The sequence below is a fragment of the Flavonifractor porci genome, from assembly GCF_037572415.1.
GTDB lineage: Bacteria > Bacillota > Clostridia > Oscillospirales > Oscillospiraceae > Flavonifractor > Flavonifractor porci.
This window is the reverse complement of the sequence record NZ_JBBHLB010000004.1, coordinates 143,458-157,817: the sequence shown is the minus strand read 5'-3', so window position 1 is coordinate 157,817 and position 14,360 is coordinate 143,458. Positions and strand designations below refer to the sequence as shown.

The 14,360-nt window shown below is 57.2% G+C and carries 12 protein-coding genes; 1 reads left to right on the top strand and 11 read right to left on the bottom strand.

The window, feature by feature from the left end; genetic code table 11:
• Positions 1 to 7: 7 nt before the first annotated feature.
• The 5 genes from WHJ28_RS04690 to WHJ28_RS04670 all read right to left on the bottom strand — a co-directional run bounded on the left by WHJ28_RS04690 (position 8) and on the right by WHJ28_RS04670 (position 5,490).
• Positions 8 to 850 carry a DUF2262 domain-containing protein gene (locus WHJ28_RS04690; RefSeq protein WP_340040159.1) on the bottom strand — a complete coding sequence of 281 codons (843 nt, stop codon included), beginning with the start codon at positions 848 to 850 and terminating at the stop codon, positions 8 to 10.
• Positions 851 to 860: 10 nt separating this feature from the next.
• Positions 861 to 2,243, bottom strand: a complete 1,383-nt coding sequence (locus WHJ28_RS04685) for a DUF6138 family protein (RefSeq protein ID WP_340040157.1) — start codon at positions 2,241 to 2,243, stop codon at positions 861 to 863.
• Positions 2,240 to 3,715 carry a DUF6138 family protein gene (locus WHJ28_RS04680; protein ID WP_340040155.1) on the bottom strand — a complete coding sequence of 492 codons (1,476 nt, stop codon included), beginning with the start codon at positions 3,713 to 3,715 and terminating at the stop codon, positions 2,240 to 2,242. Before WHJ28_RS04680 ends, WHJ28_RS04685 begins: the two co-directional genes overlap by 4 nt.
• 14 nt (positions 3,716 to 3,729) lie before the next feature.
• Complete coding sequence (locus WHJ28_RS04675; RefSeq protein WP_340040153.1) at positions 3,730 to 4,845, bottom strand: hypothetical protein; 1,116 nt, start codon at positions 4,843 to 4,845, stop codon at positions 3,730 to 3,732.
• A 333-nt stretch (positions 4,846 to 5,178) separates the two neighbouring features.
• Positions 5,179 to 5,490: a hypothetical protein gene (locus WHJ28_RS04670; RefSeq protein ID WP_340040151.1), complete on the bottom strand. Its 312-nt coding sequence runs from the start codon at positions 5,488 to 5,490 to the stop codon at positions 5,179 to 5,181.
• A gap of 686 nt (positions 5,491 to 6,176) precedes the next feature.
• On the opposite strand from WHJ28_RS04670, the gene WHJ28_RS04665 reads away from it, so the two are divergent.
• Positions 6,177 to 6,383: a hypothetical protein gene (locus tag WHJ28_RS04665; RefSeq protein ID WP_340040149.1), complete on the top strand. Its 207-nt coding sequence runs from the start codon at positions 6,177 to 6,179 to the stop codon at positions 6,381 to 6,383.
• 86 nt (positions 6,384 to 6,469) lie between these two features.
• Here WHJ28_RS04665 and WHJ28_RS04660 read toward each other — a convergent pair whose 3' ends face one another.
• The 6 genes from WHJ28_RS04660 to atzD all read right to left on the bottom strand — a co-directional run bounded on the left by WHJ28_RS04660 (position 6,470) and on the right by atzD (position 14,203).
• Positions 6,470 to 7,900, bottom strand: a complete 1,431-nt coding sequence (locus WHJ28_RS04660) for a YlbE family protein (RefSeq protein ID WP_340040147.1) — start codon at positions 7,898 to 7,900, stop codon at positions 6,470 to 6,472.
• 16 nt (positions 7,901 to 7,916) lie between these two features.
• Complete coding sequence (gene fdrA / locus WHJ28_RS04655) at positions 7,917 to 9,455, bottom strand: acyl-CoA synthetase FdrA (protein WP_340040145.1); 1,539 nt, start codon at positions 9,453 to 9,455, stop codon at positions 7,917 to 7,919.
• A 19-nt stretch (positions 9,456 to 9,474) separates the two neighbouring features.
• Positions 9,475 to 10,362 carry an oxamate carbamoyltransferase subunit AllH family protein gene (locus tag WHJ28_RS04650; RefSeq protein ID WP_340040143.1) on the bottom strand — a complete coding sequence of 296 codons (888 nt, stop codon included), beginning with the start codon at positions 10,360 to 10,362 and terminating at the stop codon, positions 9,475 to 9,477.
• Positions 10,362 to 11,726 (bottom strand): uracil-xanthine permease family protein, encoded by a 1,365-nt coding sequence (locus WHJ28_RS04645; RefSeq protein ID WP_340040141.1) that lies wholly within the window; start codon positions 11,724 to 11,726, stop codon positions 10,362 to 10,364. The genes WHJ28_RS04650 and WHJ28_RS04645 overlap by 1 nt, the downstream gene beginning before the upstream one ends.
• Positions 11,727 to 11,775: 49 nt before the next feature.
• Entirely contained in the window at positions 11,776 to 13,029 is a 1,254-nt protein-coding gene (locus WHJ28_RS04640; protein ID WP_340040139.1) for a transporter, read from the bottom strand.
• Between the two features lie 73 nt (positions 13,030 to 13,102).
• A complete protein-coding gene (gene atzD / locus WHJ28_RS04635) occupies positions 13,103 to 14,203 on the bottom strand; it encodes a cyanuric acid amidohydrolase (RefSeq protein ID WP_340040137.1) in 1,101 nt (366 codons plus the stop codon).
• Between the last annotated feature and the right edge of the window lie 157 nt (positions 14,204 to 14,360).

Here is a 14,360-nt window from a genome sequence, read left to right as displayed (position 1 = left end):
GTTGTTGTCAGCCCTGTATATCAGCGTCAACGGGGCCTTTTTTCAGCGTCCCATCCACCGTGACCACATGGCCCCAGAACATATCGTCGTCCTCATACCAGGCGGTAAAGCGCCCACCGGGAGATACTGTAAACTCGGTGAGCAGGATGCACCGGGCAAACTCATCCTCGGTAATGGGGTCTTTTTCCGGGTCACGGTCGGTCTGGTCATTGTCCGCCAGCCACTCGTTGGCCTGAGCAGTGAGCTTCTGGGCAGCCATCGCTCGCAGGGACTGGTCCCAGACTTCCTGATCTGCCACCAGTTTCTTCATCACATTGGTGACACGGGTCCAGGACGCTTTCTTTTCCATCTCCACATCCAACGAGATTTGGACTTCTTTTCCCATCCACCGGCAGGTCCCGTTGAACATACTCATTTCACGATCCAGCGTGAGGGTCCCCAGCACTTCGTCCTCCAGAAGAATGGGCTTTGTGTACTCCGTCCAAATCTCCTCCAGTGCCGGACAGGGTACGCCTTCCTCCAGTACCTCCGTGACATACCACTGAGGTTCGTAGAGGGCATCACCTTTCCAGCCGCGGGCTTTGATCCGGTAGATCTGGCCCTTGGTAAACCGCTTGGAATAGTCGCCGGCATCCCGTTCCTTGTCCGTCAGCGGCCAGTTCAGGCAGCATCGACCGGAGATCTCCTGTCCGGTCTGGACATCCGCCATGGCGAGGGCATGGGTATGCGCCGCCCAGTAGGTATCCAGAAAGGTTTTGTCCGCGCTGACACCGTCCTGAATCAGTACCAGTTTTTCCTCATCTTCTGGGGCGTACAGGGCAATAAAGTCCTTGACCGTTCTCTTTTTCATGGCGTTCTCCTTACGCAAATACTTGCTGGTATTTCTCTTTCAGTTCCTTCGGCGCCGACTTGATGACTTTGCTGCCGCCGTTTTCAGAGGCTGTGCCCCAGATGGCCCAGAGCAGGCTCTGCCAAGCGATAGCCCGGAATTTCGGGTCTTCGTTTTCTTCCGGCAGGAGATACGCGGAAAAGCGGCGCTTGACTGCCAGCAGCGCATCCAGGCTCTCCACATTGGCGATCAGGCTGCGGAATTCCCTGGCAGGCTCCAGCCACTGCATAGACAATGCGCCCCGCACCAATACCCCCAGCGTCCATGGTTGAAACCCAAACTTTCGGATCAAGGCATGAAGGAATTTCCCTTGCAGGGAGGAGTGCTCGTCGTCGCAGAGATCCAAATACTCCGTCACCAGCGGCGCCCACGGTTCTCCCTCCAGCCCCAGAGCGAACACAGCGAAAGAGCCGGGCATGGCGCAGGCTTCATCCGCGAGGTTTTGGTACCACTCATATTCCCGCATAGCCAGGCGGGCGTATCGCTCTATAGCCGGATGCAGATTGGGGTGCTGCACAGCACAGGCAAAGAGCTGATTGACTCCCTTCTTGGGCAGGCCGGGAATGGGCAGATAGAGTTTCTCCTTCCCACGGAACTCCACCGAGTAACTGCGGGGAAATTCCTCCTGCTCCAACACCGCACACAGGTAGTCCAGAATTTCAGCATAGCACTCCTCGGTGGAGTCCCTGGCAGTGATGCGGATGGCAGCAAACGCATCATTGGCCGAGGCGGTGAAATCCTCCGTCTTACGCTGCTGTATGTCCTTTGGCAATTTGCCGCTGCCGGCTGTTTTCAGTTGCTTCACCATATCTGGGCGAAGCTGGGAGACCAGGCCGAGGATGTGCTCGGTGGTGAGGGATTCAAAACTCTGCCCGTACACAGTATGGCAGATCGCCACATAGCAGGCAAAGCGCAGCAGACCTTCGTCCACATCCTCCGGACGCAATTCCGGCAGTACTGTGCAGGGCGGAAAGACGGTAAAGCCATCATCCCGCTCTCCCACAAGGAAGTAGCGTTCCTGCACCTGCTTTTCTATGTACTTCTCCAATGTATAGCGGATCTCTTGCCAGCCCACCAACCGCCGCAGGGCATCGCAGAATACAACCGCTTCCTCATAGGGGAATCCCTTCAAAGGCAGTTTGGACAGATACCGCTCCAGGAGTTGGCTGGGAAGAAAGGGCGTTCCGCTTTGGTTCCGAACGACCACCGGATAGCCGGAATGGTTTTCTTTTGCAGTTCCATTCAACACATCCTGGATGCACTGATCGGCGTGTTCCAGCACTTCGGGGTTCGTATCTGGTTTATGAATCAGGTAATAACGGCCATGTACGCCATCACGCTTCGGCAAACTCATAGCGTTCCACCACTTTCTTCCAGGTTCTCCGTTATCGGAATAAAAATCTGTTGGTAGAGTTCCTTCAGTTCCTCCGGAGCTGCTTCCACCACTTTCTGACCACCCTTGGCGCTGGCTTTGCCCCAGATCACATAGCAGACCGTTTCCCATGCGTATTGCAGCACTTCCTCCGGGCTGGCTTCTGTTTCTTCGGCGGGTTCCTCGTCCTCCTCATCATCGTCATCTTCGTCGGAGGAAAAACCGCTTGGAACGATCTCGGACAGATGGATTTTTGCCTCCAGCAGAGCGTCCAGGCTTTCTACATTTGCCATCCACGCGGTATAGTCCCTGGAATACTTCATGTTCTGCATGGACAGCACCCCACGGACAAATACAGGGACGGTATCGGCAGTAAATCCGAACTGTTTCACATACTCCCGGAGGAATTTTTCCTGTAAGTGGGAGTGCTCATCATCGCAGAGATCGAGATAATCCCATACCAGCTGCCGCCACGCTTGCCCCAGCATTCCCAGGGCGAACACGGCAAAACTTCCGGGGAGCGCGCACTGCTCATCGCTGAGATTGGTGTACTGCTCATATTGCCGCATGGCAAGCCGGGCGTACCGTTCCATCAGGGGGTGGAGGCCGGGGTACTGCACGGCACAGGCAAAGAGCTGGTTTACTCCCTTTTTGGGCAGTCCTGCGATGGGAAGATAGCTCTTTTCCGGTCCTTTGAACTCCACCGCATAGCTGCGGGGAAAATCCTCCTGCGAAAGAACCTCACACAGATAGTCCAGCACTTCATGGCAGCATTCCTCTGTGTTGTCCCTGGCAGTAATACGGATCACGGCAAAGGCATCGTTGGCCGATGCGGTGAAGTGCTCTGTTTTCCGCTTTTGCAGAGAGATCGGCAGCCTGCCGGTCCCATGTTCCCGGAGCTTTTTCACCATATCCGGACGGACTTTCTCCACCAATCCAAAGAGGTAATTGGTGTCCAGATACTGAAAGTCCATACCATATACCTTATAGCTCACCGCCACATAGCAGGCAAAACGCAGCAGCGGCTCCGGGACCTGCTCTGCACGGATGCCTGGTTTCAGGGAATACTCCCGATCCCAGAAGTGGTCATCTTCATTGCCTGTCACGACAAAATACTTCTCCTGTAGCTCCCGTTTCAGCATATCAAGTAATTGGTGGTCAATTTCACCCCACCGACTCTGGCGGCGCAGATTTTCGCTGAAGGCGATGGCCTTTTCCGCATCCAAGGTCTCGGCCTGCTGCGCTTCGGTCCATATCTGAAGCAGTTGCCACACCTCAAAGGGCGCACCTTCGCTGCTGACCACTACCGGGGGCCAGAGGGAATCAAGCCGCGTGATTCTGCCGTCAATGGCGTCCTGGATGCACTGGTCAAAGAGCGGTTGCAGTTCCTCCTGTACCTCGGACTTCATCCAGTAACAGCGCCCGTCCGCACTATTGCGTTTTGGTAAACTCATGTGATGCTCTCCTCTCAGGTCTGCTGGTGCTGCATGGATACGATATGGCAGTCCGGACAGAACTCCACATAGAGCGTACCCTCCGCACAGTCAAACACCGTATCCCACTGGATCTGAGCCAGATACTTCATGGGCTTGCCACAGTGGGGGCAGGTGGTATATTCCGCGTCCTGTACCCAGTTGGCAAAGCCACCGATGGTGTTCACATCCTGGCAGGCCGCGCCGTAAAACAGGGGCACCGGCGCTTCGCCCAGCACAAAGGGATTTTCGGTGAGAGCCTTGTAGTCCTCGGGACTGACATAGCAATCCGTCTTCTCCGCCCCGTCAAAGAGCTCGGAGGGAAAGATCTCCACGCCGCCGTCCAGAGAAAAGCGGTTGAAGGCGGGTCCTTTCAGAAATCCCACGCAGCTGGGGCAGCAGGTGGCGGTCAGGATGCCGTCCAGTCCCAGGAACCGGAGCCGCTCATCCCGGCCGTCCAATACCAGTATGTCCACCATGCGACCGCCGCAGTGGGGGCAGGTGTCCTCCCGTGCCCGGCCAATGCGAACGGGAGATTTCTCGCTGGCGGTTCCCTTGATCATGGGATAGCAGGTGTCGAAGCCCAGCTGGGTTCGCTGGCCCTTCTTGTCGAAGGTCCAGCCGCCGATCTGAGCATAGCTGGATGGGTCCACATAGAGGCCCTTGCGCCAGGGCCGGGGATTTCGCTCCAGCTCCAGCAGCGTCTCCATTGCCTTGTCATCTCCCTGCATGGCAAGGCAACTCATCAGGTTGGATGCCTCGCTGGAATATTCCGCGGACAACAGCGCATGAATCAGACCATCCCGCACATCGGCGGGAGCGTGATAATAGATCTCACAGGGCCAGAATACCTCTGCGGCCAGTGCCGCCCGCTGGATCTCCGGGGCGATGGCGTCCCGGTAGCCCAGCAACTGCCAGAAGTCGGTAGATTCCGGGTCCTCCATATCACCAAGCCGCTGGATGTTGGCCATCAGATTTTTCTGTTTCTCTGCCATCTGTTCTGACGTCCAGGACAGTGCGGCTTGTCTCTCTTGCTCACACTTGCATTTCCAGCACAATCCTTCGTAGCCCAAGGGATTCCCGCAAACAGGGCAGGTGTATTTCAAACTCATATTCTTTGTCTCCTTTCCGAAGATAGAAAAACGCCCTGCGACACCATGTCACTTGGACAGGCTGACGCAAGGCGTGAAAAGGCCGCAAGAAAGAAGCCACATCCACCCCAAGATGTGGTTCCCTTCACAGACAAAATCCATTTTATATAGAGACAACGTTATCTTTAACTGATTCGTGCACATCTCCCAAAAACTTCCGCCTATATCACGCATAATTCAACGCGTACAGCGTAAGCTGTTATCGCGTGATACTTGTATGTTTGGTGGATTCTTTTTCAATGATAGGCTCGGATCGTTCTTTTCCATCATACCTAATTACATGAAAATTATCAACTAAAACTTACATAAATCAAATTGCAGAAGCAGTTTCTGCTGAAGTTCCTTCTCACCCAAGCGGCTGTATGCGTTCAGGATCACCTCCTGTGGCCGGTCCATACAGGCGTTCTGAAGCAGTTGGCGTGCCAGGCGGTCATCCCGCTTCAGTTTCTCTATCACCAGTGGTAATATGTCGTCGCAGACCAGAAAGTCCTTTTCCGCGGAATGGAGAGACGAGATTGCTCCAAAGTCACCGCAATATGCACACTGCTGCCAACTGCCCCAGATTATCACAGGACTTCCGCAGTGTAGGCCTCGGATCGCCGCCATCTATCATGCCTCCCTTTCTGCCGCCATTGTACCGAGGCGCAGCTCTTCTGGCAAATCTTATCGGCCTAGCATCCAGACAATTCCGACAGCCGTGCGCTCCGCCACATGATCGTAGTGGTTGTCTGGGTGCAGCTGAAGCACCGAGTCGATCCCCTTGACCTGATAAACGGTTTGGATCCCCCCTGTATTTTATCGGACACTTCACACAACCGGTTTGGGGGGCCTGTTCTCTTTATCTTCCAAAGGTCTGGCTGACGTTTCGGCTTGCGGGAGAAGGTCACTCTTTCATTCCAGGAAACCAGAAAGAGCGGGACATACCACCGACACGAAGGGATCGGTCGGTTTGATAGGGGGTATACAGGGCAAACACCTCGCTCTGCCGCAGCAACTGAACCGATCCAGCAAAAAAGCTCCCCTGATGTAGGAAAACAGACTACGTCAGGGGGGCTTATCACAGAGAAACGGAATTACACACAAGTTCAAGCACTTCTGCCAGAAATCAAGGCTATGCTGGCAGAGGGGAAAATCCAGCAGGAAGTGGCGGAGCACTATGGATTTAAGGATAAATATGCAGTGAAACAACTGCTAATTCGGGAGCGGCGGAAAGAACGAAAGCTGGAGGCTGAAATCCTTCCACGGTCCAACAGGCGTCCTCGGAAAGACGCCGCCGCAGGAAATGGCAGCAGATGGGGCAGCAGGTCCACAAGTATGAGAATCTATTGAACGGAGAGTTTGATACGGACAAGCCCAACCGCAAATGGGTAACCGACATCTCCTGCATCCACGCCAAGCAGGGTGTACTGTACCTGTCCATGCATCGGGACCTCTATAACAACAGCATCGTGGCCTATAAGACCGGAGAGGCGCCGCTGACGCGGCGCCTCTCCAACTAAAAGCTTAATATTTCCTACCAGGGCTCTTTTTTGTACTGTCCGCACAATCTGGAGCAGTTTAACTTCCCCGGAGGCGCTTTTTCCAATCACTGCCCTTGAGCGTCCCCGCCGTACCGGCGGTCATAGGCCCGCAGCGCCTCCAGAAAGCAGGCCTTCGGCGGGTGAACGATGCCTGCTCCTACCTGGCCGATCCCCGGCGTCTTATGGGCGATGCCGGTGTTGATGACCGGCAAGATGCCGCTCTCCAGGACCTTTCGAAGGTCGATTCCTGTGGGAGCACCCTTGAAGTTCAGTGGCGGCAGAGCGTAGTTGTTGTTCTCCGCCGTGGTAATAAGGTACATACTACGGGTATACTCCAGAGCGTCGGCCACTGTCCCGCCCACAAACTGGGTGATGGCAGGAGATGCGCCCATGGCAAATCCACCGATTCCGGTGGTTTCAGTGATGGCGCTGTCGCCCAGGTCCGGGTTGGCATCCTCTTCGCTGTAACCCGGGAAGAGGAGGCCCTGCACCATGTTGGCTGGCGCGGTGAACCACTGATCCCCCAGACCGCTGACTCGAATGCCAAAATCCACACCGTTGCGGGCCATGGCGGTGAGGACCGTAGACTTTTCGATGCCGCTGGCGGCATCCAGGCTGGCCTTGCAGGCGGGCATGGAGAGATTGAGAAAATAGTGATCGTTGCCCTTGATAAACTCCACTGCCTGTAAGACCTGCTCCTGGGGCAGGCCCGTCTTCATCATGTACGGAACAATCTCCCGGAAAAAGAGGCTGGTAGCCGCCTTGTTGCGGTTGTGGCACTCGTCTCCCATTTGAACAGCCTGGGCAATCAGCACCTTCAGATCAATACCGCCGGAAAGTTCCAGAGCCTTTTGCAGCACCGGCATATATCTCTCCTGGATCCATCTGAGCCGGTCCAGCACTGACTGGCTGAAGGCGCCGAATCGCAGCACCTTCCCCAGCCCCTCATTCACCGTGCAGTAGGCACGGTTGCCGTAAGCCTTGTTCTCAACGATATGCACCGGCATGGATGGAGAGATAATCCCCGCCATAGGTCCTACCGCCCCATATTCGTGGCAGGGCGCAAAGGTAATCTCCCCCGAGGCGGCCAGCTTTTCCGCTTCCTCGGCAGTGACAGCCCGCCCCTCATACATCAGCGCGCCGATGATGGCCCCCTTTACCGTGCCGCACATTCTGTCCCAGGTGATGGGTGGACCGGAGTGCAGGATAGTGTCCTTCGTCATACCGGGGATAACTTTCACCGCCTGCTCGATGCCCACCAAGGTAGGCTGGCTGCCCATGATCACTTCCACTGCCCTGCGATTGGCGGCGTCGATCTCCTCATCGCAAGCAAAGTTATCCAGAATTTTTACGGAAGCGATATCTCCTTCCAGAGGAGGAACCCACTTGATCTGTGTGACGTCGGCGTTCTGCAGTTTCAGATCTTCCCCAAAATTGGGCGCGCCTACATTGAAAATCTGCAGCGTCTGTCCGAACAATTCGTTGACTTTATTCATGCGTTCTCCCCCCAACTTATTCCAGAATGTCGACGACGATGTTTGCCGCCTCCATGTTGCTTCTTGCGAGGATCACGCCCTCCGCCTTCAGCGCGGCCGCCTGAGCAGCAAGGTTTTGCTTGTCCTCCTCCGTTCCGCAGATATAGCCAACAAACACCAGGTTTCTGCCCTGTGCCTCCGCCGCTTTCCTGGCGGCGCGGATCGACTCGATGGTCACTCCGGCAGGATCCGGATGGGATCCATATCCGATCTCAAAGTCCAGCAGGATCACGCCCACCTCCGGCCGCTGAGCCGCTTTTTCGATCCACTCTCCCCGCAGGGATGGCTCGATCATGGGGTGCGGTCTTCCGTTGGTGAACTCGTCATCTCCCAGATCCAGCAGAAGATTCTCGGTACACGGCTCCTTACCGGCGATCTTCTCCTCGTCGCGGTGGGAGATATTGCTGCGGATGCGCCAGTGGCGGCGCAGGATAAACAGCGCCTCGGCGCAGAGGGTACCGCCGCAGAACAGGCCGCACACCTTGGTCTGCCCCGGCTGGAGCATTGCTTTAGCCGACGCGATCTCCTGGACGCCGACCTCTCTTATCGCCTCCCGGGGCTGCACCCGGACGCCGGACAGGCGCACCGCCTGCTCCGCCGCGCCCAGGAGGTTGTCGCAGAGATACACGCCGTCTCTGCAGCGCCGGGAAGTGTCGCCCTCCAGCAGGCACACCACCACCGGCTTGTCCATCTTCTCGATCTGCGCAAAGACTTTCTCCTCCACCGACTTCTCTGGAGGCTTGGAAACCAGGACGATCACCTTGGTGTCCGGGTCCTGCCCTAACGCCTGCATCCCATGGAGCATCATTAGGCCTCCGATCTCACGGCTCAGATCTCTTCCTCCGGTGCCAAGCGCCTGAGTAATGCCGCCGCCCAGACGGTGGATCTGCACCAGAACCTCCTGCAGGCCGGTGCCGGAAGCGCCCACAACACCGATATCACCCTTGCGGATCTGGTTTGCAAAGCACAGCCCGGTGCCGTTGATGACCGCCGTTCCGCAGTCCGGTCCCATCATAAGCAGCCCCTTCTCCACTGCCAGCTCCTTCAGCGCTTTCTCCTCCGCCACCGTCACATTATCGCTGAACATCATCACATGCATACCGCTGCGCAGGGCCACCCGGGCCTCTCTTGCCGCATATCTGCCGGGCACGGAGATAACCGCCACATTGGCGCCGGGCAGATCCTCCTTGGCGTGGCGGATGGTTTTGTACTCCACCTCCGCCTTTTCCGCGCCGCCGCCGCTGCCTGCCGCCAGCTTCTCCCCGATGGCTTCGAAGGCCTTTTCACAGATCTCCTGGCTGGCGGCACGCACCGCAATGACCAGATCGTTCTGGCCGGCGGCCCGGGTCTCCTCGGTGGCGAGGCCAACGTTCTCCAGAATTTCCCGATTCATATCGGTGGCCATCACCACCACCGCCTGATCCACGCCATCCAACTTCTTGACCTTGCTGCCAAGCGACATCAGGGTCACGGAATCATAATAAGAATTCTTATGTACTATTGTTTTACTGAACATAGCTTTCTCCTAAACGAAATCAGTTGTACTGCGTAAGCAGCAGGCGCAAGCCGCCCGCTGCCCCGCAGGCAAAGTCTATTCCGGAGGAATAACCGACCGCCGCCAGCTTGAGAATATCTTCCGGGATCCGCGGGCACGCGCCGCCCAGCAGATCCTCCACCAGCTGCTCGTACAGCCGCGGCGCACGGCCGCAGAGGTGGAAACGGAGCATCTGACGGCTGATATCAGTGGTCGTCTTGGTCTCCAGCGCCTGGGACACACCTGTGGAAAGGCACCGGGCAAAGGCGTCCGCTCCGTCCCACCCCGCTCTGAGAAAGGCCAACAGCAGCCCGCACAGAAAGTCATCCCCCGTGGGCGTCAGACCGATCCCGGCGCCGATCAGCTCCCTGGCATGAAAGGCCACCGCCTCCCGATGGGGAAACGCCTGCATCAGGCGCTCCATCCGCAGCGCCAGTTCCCGCTGCACACAGTCAAAGGAGGGCTCTCCTCCCGCAAAGAAGGCCAGGTAAAAGGCCGCTGCCGCCGAGCGGTTTTGATACCCAGGTAAATGCCGCTCCAGCTCCCAAAGCCCCGCGAGGACCCGTTCCCTGTCCCAGGGCACAGCCTGGAAGCAGGGATCGCACATAGCCCCAACGCAAAAATCCAGCACGATGCGGCTGTCAATGGTCACCGTCTTCCCGGTCGCCTGGACCCGGTCGCCAGGAGAGATCTCCAGGCCGCGAAAGTCCGTGGCATCCGCCCAAGCCGTGCAGGGGGCAGGCATATGTGCGCCGGACAGAACCGTGTAGAGCCGTCCCTCGGATATGAGGTTCACCGCATGGGGAAATACGCTGTGGACCCTGCCGCGCCCGGAGTGGAGAAGGGATGCAAAGAGAGCGTCGTACCCCCCCATAAAGATCCGCCGCATCAAACATCAACTCCTTGCGGTCGGCTGGATTCTGCCCCTTTAGCCTTGGGCAGGAAGTTGTCCATGGCAATGGCGAGGACCGCCGCTGGGGTGATCCCATTGGTCAGGCACAGGGCCAGAGACTGGGGCGCGGCACTAACCACCTCCGGGACCAGGTTGCAGCCCACCCCGATGCCCAGGGACACGGCCATGACCAGCAGGTTCCGGCTGTCCAGCCGCTCCTGGCAGATCAGCGTGATACCGGAGAGAAATACCATGACAAAGGTGATGAGGGTGGCGCCACCCAGCACAGGGCCGGGCACGCAGAGGATCACCGATGCCAATTTGGGCAGGAAGGACATGGCCACCAGTAAAATTGCACCGATGGACACCACATGGCGGCTGAACACGCCGGTCAGGTTGACCACGCCGATATTTTGGGAATAGGACGTGTTGGGGAATGCGTTGTATAGCGCCGCCATGACGCTGCCGATGCCGTCGGCCAGCACAGCCCCCCGGGACTCCCGCTGTGTGGGGACGCGCCCCTGGGACATGGTGGTCAGGGACGCCGTATCCCCGATGGTCTCGATGGTGGTGGCGAGAAACATGAAGAGCATTGCCACGATGGCGGGCCATCGGAACTCCAGAGGATAGCGCATTGGCGCAGGGATGGAAAACCATCCAGCCTCCCCCACCGCCCCGAAATCTACCGCCTGCAATGTTACAGCCAGCAGATATCCCACCACAATGCCGATCAGGATGGAGGCGGACTTGAGCATCTTTTTCCCGGATGCATGACAGAGTACCACAACGAAAATGACGACACCGGAGAGGAGCAAATTGATGGGGGCGCCCACACCCGCCGCCGTGTTGGCGCCAGCGGCCTGCCGGATGCCGGTGGGGATCAGCGTTAATCCAATGGTCATGACGACAATGCCGGTGACCAAGGGATTGAAGATCCTCTTCAACCTGGGAATGAATCCACCCAGAAGGATTTCAAACAGCCCGCCGACAAAGCCCGCACCCAGGCAAGCCGGAATGCCGAACTGAGAGACAATGGAAAGAATAGTGGTGATGAAGGCGTTGCTGGTACCCATCATGATGGGCAGCCGGGAGCCGAGCCCCTTGGGTCCCATTACCTGGAGCAGGGTTACGACACCGGCCATCAGCAGGGCGCACTGGATTAGGAAAGTTCCCTCTCCGCCGGAAAGCCCCGCGGTGCTCACAACAAGAATGGGAACGGTGACGTTACCCGCGAACATGGCAAAGATGTGTTGCAGGGCAAAAAGGATGCTTTCCTTGAAGGGCGGCCTTTCCTCCACCCCATAAATGATGTCGGGATTTCCCCCGGTCTGCACAGGATCTCGCTTGTAGATCGCCTCCATCCTATCAACCCCCTTCCCTTCTATTTCTGCATTTTTCAGCAACGCCGGGTCATGCAAAAACAAAGGATGCCAGAATCAACAGCACCAGCACGCCCACGAGATACTTGGCGTTTCCCTTCACCGTGGTCATGATATCCTGCTGGAAGCCGTCGGACAGCGCAGCCACATTGATCTGGACCGGGCTGACCTGGGTGCCGAAGCCCGCCGCAATAGCCACCAGGCCCATCGCCTCGGAGGAGAGCCCCAGAAAAGACATGGTGGGAAGGATCAGCGTGAGTACGCCCGCGCAGAACGCGCCGGATGGAATGGCAATGAGAAAGGCCATGATAATGGCGCAGGGAACGATAACCGCCTGGGGAACCTTTCCCACCAGGGCGGCCAGCTGCGCGAAGGTCCCGCACTCCCCGATAATGTTGATGAAGGACAGGAAGAATCCCACAGAGAATAGGGTGGTCAGGATATAGCGGGAGCCGTCGCCCAGTGCCTCGCAGGTCTTGTTGATCTTGAGGGGTGTCAGAATGGCAGTTAGGATAGCGGTAAAAATCACGTTGGTGGCAGGCGTAAAGACCGTGAAACCGATCAGTCCGTTGATCTTGCTGCCCGCGATCACCATCACCAACAGCGCAATGGCCGGGATTGAACGGACATAAAGGGTCTTCGCATTCTCCGGAGCATTCTCCCCGCCATCCGTATTGTTCTTACGGATCACAGAGCCATGTTTATGTACGCCGTAGGCGGCCAGGACCGCACCGATGGCCACAAACAGGAGCGTCATCGGCATCATAGCGGACGCATGCTCCACTACATCACGGCCCGCCGACTCGGCAGCCAGAATAGTCTCAGTGGAGGAGGGAGAGGTGGTAAAGCACACCGCAGTGGCAATGGCCATGCCTGCGATCACCTCAGGAACGGCACCCACGGCCGCGGCCACCAGGGGGGCGATAACCATGGTGTTGCCGGCGCCCATGCCGGCCATGTAGGTAGCCATGGATTGGACCAGCACCAGGAAACCAGCCAACAGGAACATCTTGCTTTTAAGCTTGGACTCCGCCAGTTTGACGATGGCTTCAAAGCTGCCGCCTCGTGCCACCATCACCGCAGCTGCGGCGTACATAATGGGGGCCGTGTAGGAAAACATGGTCTGAACGCCGGTCATGACCATCTCCGCAGCGCTGTTCAGGGAAATCTGACCGATCACCATGGCGGCAATGGCGCCCAGCAGGCCTGCAAAGAGCATATGCTTGCGCATAAACAGCACAACCAAAATAATCACAATGGGGATTAGATTGATGATTAAACTCATATCAGCTACCTTTCTTTCCACTTGCTTGCAGCATCATTATCCTATGGCAGCGCCGCTGCCCCTGCAGTCCGCCTTACTTCTCGATGATCACCGCCACCGGGCCGCCTCCGTCGGGACCCTGATGCTCTGCGCCGCCGGACACATACACCATGGGATCGTTGACAATGGAGGCAATGACCGCGTTGACCACCGCGCGGGCATGCCGGGTGTGATTGATGTCCGAATCGGTATGGAGGGTATTTCTTCTGCCTCGGACGTATCCGGTGCTGTCCGCCTCCGCCTTGGCAAACACGTTGACGATCTTCCTGGTCTGCTCCTCGGTGGGGAACTTGTCCACCTTCATGCCGGCGTTCTCAATGGCTGCAATCACCGCCCTGAAGTCGATGGAGTCCTGCATGACGCTGTGGCCGATTTTAAAATCGCTGGCCGCCTTGGTTGAATTCCCCATCAAAATGATCTCACAGTTGAGCAGCTCGATGCCGGCGGAGGTGGAGGCTACCTTAGAGTAGATGGACCAATTCTTGCAAATGTCCTCGTTGGTCACCACGCCCTCAGGAATCTCTCCCAGGGCCACAGCAACACCCAGCGCGGAGGCACCCCGGTTGTATCCCATGGACTCATAGGTATCGTGGGTGACCACATCCTTGCCCCGGGACCTGGCCTCCCAGATACGCTCCGAGGTGAGAAGGGGGCATTTGATCTGGACAAAGTGTACGTCCTCCGGGGAGTCGATACCAGCTTCCCGCATCAGCTCCAGGGTGACCCGTTTGACCTCATCCACCATCGCCACAGTCCCCTGCTCCTCCGGCAGGAAATTTCGGGTATAGCCAGAGCTCACTGCCAGGGTCTTCTCCCCGGTGTCGGGGGTAGGCGCGTCGTTCTTGCAGAAGATGGTCGCATGAGGAGACATGACACCCTCCGTGCCGCCCGACATGATAAAGGCCACCCGCTTCTCGGTCTCTTCCTCTGTCCAGCCCGTCTCCTGAGCGATAAGCTTGCGGAACGCAAAGGTTGCCAAAGCACGAGTGAAGTCATTAACGCACCCGTTGCCCTCTGTTTTGCCCAGCACGGCAATGATCTCCTGTGGAACGATTTTGCCGCTGTCGATCAGTTTCTTCAGCTCTCTCATATCATCCGGAGACGACATTTCAATGCGAAAGACATCAATTTTCATACGCAAACTCCTTTACATACTTTTGACCAATATTTTCACCCACGCGCGGCGTTTTATGGTGTAAGATTACCATATTCCTTACCTAAAGTCATTATTCTCCGGCTATAAAAAGGCGGGGGGAGATTTGTACCTCAGAACAAATCTCCCCCCGCCCCTT

Excerpts from the sequence above, each read along its gene's own strand:
- WHJ28_RS04685 (WP_340040157.1), bottom strand. The coding sequence starts at position 2,243 with ATGAGTTTGCCGAAGCGTGATGGCGTACATGGCCGTTATTACCTGATT.
- fdrA (WP_340040145.1), bottom strand. The coding sequence starts at position 9,455 with ATGTTCAGTAAAACAATAGTACATAAGAATTCTTATTATGATTCCGTG.
- WHJ28_RS04645 (WP_340040141.1), bottom strand. The coding sequence starts at position 11,726 with ATGGAGGCGATCTACAAGCGAGATCCTGTGCAGACCGGGGGAAATCCC.
- WHJ28_RS04660 (WP_340040147.1), bottom strand. The coding sequence starts at position 7,900 with ATGAATAAAGTCAACGAATTGTTCGGACAGACGCTGCAGATTTTCAAT.
- WHJ28_RS04665 (WP_340040149.1), top strand. The coding sequence starts at position 6,177 with ATGGGGCAGCAGGTCCACAAGTATGAGAATCTATTGAACGGAGAGTTT.
- WHJ28_RS04680 (WP_340040155.1), bottom strand. The coding sequence starts at position 3,715 with ATGAGTTTACCAAAACGCAATAGTGCGGACGGGCGCTGTTACTGGATG.
- WHJ28_RS04640 (WP_340040139.1), bottom strand. The coding sequence starts at position 13,029 with ATGAGTTTAATCATCAATCTAATCCCCATTGTGATTATTTTGGTTGTG.
- WHJ28_RS04690 (WP_340040159.1), bottom strand. The coding sequence starts at position 850 with ATGAAAAAGAGAACGGTCAAGGACTTTATTGCCCTGTACGCCCCAGAA.
- WHJ28_RS04675 (WP_340040153.1), bottom strand. The coding sequence starts at position 4,845 with ATGAGTTTGAAATACACCTGCCCTGTTTGCGGGAATCCCTTGGGCTAC.
- atzD (WP_340040137.1), bottom strand. The coding sequence starts at position 14,203 with ATGAAAATTGATGTCTTTCGCATTGAAATGTCGTCTCCGGATGATATG.
- WHJ28_RS04650 (WP_340040143.1), bottom strand. The coding sequence starts at position 10,362 with ATGCGGCGGATCTTTATGGGGGGGTACGACGCTCTCTTTGCATCCCTT.
- WHJ28_RS04670 (WP_340040151.1), bottom strand. The coding sequence starts at position 5,490 with ATGGCGGCGATCCGAGGCCTACACTGCGGAAGTCCTGTGATAATCTGG.